The organism is Streptomyces sp. NPDC058195 (genome assembly GCF_042883525.1).
In the GTDB taxonomy this organism is placed as follows: Bacteria; Actinomycetota; Actinomycetes; order Streptomycetales; family Streptomycetaceae; genus Streptomyces.
Window position 1 is genome coordinate 1 of sequence record NZ_JBHVVM010000076.1, and the last position, 2606, is coordinate 2606.

Here is a 2606-nt window from a genome sequence, read left to right on the forward strand (position 1 = left end):
GGGCACCGCCACCGACCAGGAAGTCGTCGACCTCTTCACCGGCATCTACGCCGACGGCCTCGACGCCCTCCACAAGACCCTCTCCGCCTGACACCGGGCCAGCCTCCGCCGGCCCCACCTCGCGGCCCGGGTACGCACCCCACGCACCCGGGCCGCAGTGGCTCAGCGCGCCCGTCGGCAGGAGCACGGGGCGCGGGAACCGCGAGCCCGCTTTCCCGGCAGGCTTGGGGTTCGCGGTGCCGGACGCCGTCACCGGCCGGAGACCGGTCCGCCTGGCAGTCGGCCATTGCGGCATCCGGCGGCGGGCAGGGCACCCAGACCAGTACGCCTGCACTGGCCCCATACAAGCCTCAGCCGATTTTTCATTTGATGACGATCCCGGGTTCAGCCGCACCCGGAAGGAGACACGACCCCATGCCCGCCACGGACCCCGCGCTCACCGTTCTCGCCAGCGGCTGGGGCGCTCTTTCCCTGCTGCACGGCCGGATCGAGGCGCGCGTCGAACGTGCCCTGCAGTCGGGGCACGACCTGAGCGTGCGGGAGTACTCGCTGCTCGACGTGCTCAGCCGTCAGCACGACGGCCCCGGCGGCCACCTGCAGATGCGGCAGGTCGCCGACGCGGTCGTCCTCAGCCAGAGCGCGACCACCCGCCTCGTCAGCCGGCTGGAGGACCGCGGACTGCTCTCCCGGTACCTGTGCCCGACCGACCGCCGCGGCATCTACACCGACGTTACCGACACCGGCCTGGACCTGCTCCGGGAGGCCCGGCCGACGAACGACGCCGCCCTCCGGGAGGCGCTCGACCAGGCCGCCGCGAACCCGGAACTGGCGTCGCTGGTCGAGGCGGTGGAAGCGGTGAAGCCCCCGGCACTCAGCCACTGACCACTCGCCCTCTTCCCTGCGGCGTTCTGGCCCCGGTCCGCGACGCGGACCGGGGCCAAGGCATGGAGTCCCCGGCGCAGGGCGCGGCCCTCGACGCGTTTCCGGCTGGTGAACTTTGCCGCGCGGCCAGCGGGTGGGCGCCGCCTGCGGCGGCACGTTCACGCAGAGCGCCCGAAGAGGTGTCAGCCCGAGAAGCCGGGGGAACGGCACACTTTCTCCTCAAGGGCCCGGATCGTGGATCCTGTTGCGTGGCTGTGTCGGCGAACGGGCCAACGTACGTGCACAGTCAGGTACGGCTGAAGGTGGCTCTGGCAAGATTTTCGTAGCCGAAGATCATCCCGATGCGGGCAGTCGCCTGGTTTGCGGGGTGGGCGGCCTTTGAGTGTGCTCTGTTGAACTGTCAAAGCTGTTACCGCACTTGGCTGAGTTACTGGTGTTCTCGGCTGATACTTCAGGTCCTGTCGTGGTGATCGAGGCTCGTACTCGATCCCGTGTTCCGGCGGGATGCACCGGGTGCGGGGTCCTGAGCGACTGGATCCACAGCCGCTATGTCCGGCACCTCGCTGATGCGGCGCTCGGCGGCCGTCCGGTCCGGATCGACTTGTCCGTGCGCCGTCTGTACTGCGAGAACCCGTCCTGCCCGAAGGTGACCTTCGCCGAACAGGTTCCTGGGCTGACCGTGCGCTACCAGCGGCGAACATCACTGCTGCAGCACATGGTCGAGTCGGTCGGCGTGGTGCTGGCGGGCCGGGGCGGGGCCCGGATGCTGCGGGTCCTGAACGTCAGACTCTCGCGGTGCACCGAGCTGCCCGGCAGGCGGCCGACGCGAGGCTGGCCGCCCGGATACGGGCAGTGCACCAGGAATCGGACGGCACCTACGGAGTTCCGAGGATCACCACCGAGCTCCGCGAAACGAGCGGCGAAGCGGTCAACCGCAAGAGGGTCGCCAGGATTATGCGGGCATCCGGGATCGAAGGGGTCCGGTTGCGCCGCCGACACCGCACCACCGTCCCCGACCCGGCCGCCGCCAAGGTCCCGGACCTGATCGGCCGTGACTTCAGCGCCGAGAAGCCGAACACGAAGTACGTCGGCGACATCACCTACCTGCCCATCGAGGGCGGGAAGTTCTGCTACCTGGCCACCGTCATCGACCTCGCCTCGCGCCGTCTGGCCGGCTGGGCGATCGCCGACCACATGCGCGCGGACCTCGTCACCGACGCCCTGGCCGCGGCGATCCGCACCCGCGGCAGCCTCGCCGGATCGATCATGCACACCGACCACGGAGCCCAGTACACCAGCCGGGCCTTTGCCGAAGCATGCAGGTCAGCAGGGGTGCGGCGGAGCATGAGCGCAGTCGGGTCCAGCGCGGACAACGCACTCGCCGAGTCCTTCAACGCAACCTTCAAACGCGAGATCCTGCAGGGACGAAAGAGCTGGCCCGACGAACGCCGGGCCCGGCTCGAAGCCTTTCGATGGCTCCACCGCTACAACACCCGGCGCCGACACTCCCGTCTCGGACAACGATCACCGATCGCCTTCGAGGACGCCCTCCACCTCACACCAACTACGCTGGCACCAGCCGCATAACCCGTGTTCAGGATTTGGGGTCAAGGCCCAGATGCTCGGATGACTCGGGCAGCTTGGAGTTGGCCGCCAATACCTCGATACCGATGAGGCGCCCCTGCTCGTCGAAGTCAAGGTTGATCATGCCGCCAACCTCCACC

At 69.0% G+C, this 2606-nt stretch carries 2 protein-coding genes and 2 pseudogenes; 3 read left to right on the forward strand and 1 reads right to left on the reverse strand.

The genetic code is table 11. From position 1 onward, the window contains the following. Positions 1-414: 414 nt before the first annotated feature. From ACFVWY_RS35550 to ACFVWY_RS35560, 3 genes and pseudogenes are all read left to right on the forward strand, one after another. Entirely contained in the window at positions 415-882 is a 468-nt protein-coding gene (locus ACFVWY_RS35550; RefSeq protein WP_389879044.1) for a MarR family winged helix-turn-helix transcriptional regulator, read from the forward strand. Between the two features lie 466 nt (positions 883-1348). Further along, positions 1349-1501: pseudogene (locus ACFVWY_RS35555) on the forward strand (hypothetical protein); the annotation flags it as partial. A gap of 182 nt (positions 1502-1683) precedes the next feature. Next, a pseudogene (locus ACFVWY_RS35560) lies at positions 1684-2469 on the forward strand (IS3 family transposase); the annotation flags it as partial. Between the two features lie 7 nt (positions 2470-2476). On the opposite strand, the gene ACFVWY_RS35565 reads toward ACFVWY_RS35560, so the two are convergent. Next, positions 2477-2605 carry a DUF2283 domain-containing protein gene (locus tag ACFVWY_RS35565; protein WP_389879045.1) on the reverse strand — a complete coding sequence of 43 codons (129 nt, stop codon included), beginning with the start codon at positions 2603-2605 and terminating at the stop codon, positions 2477-2479. Position 2606 lies beyond the last annotated feature (1 nt).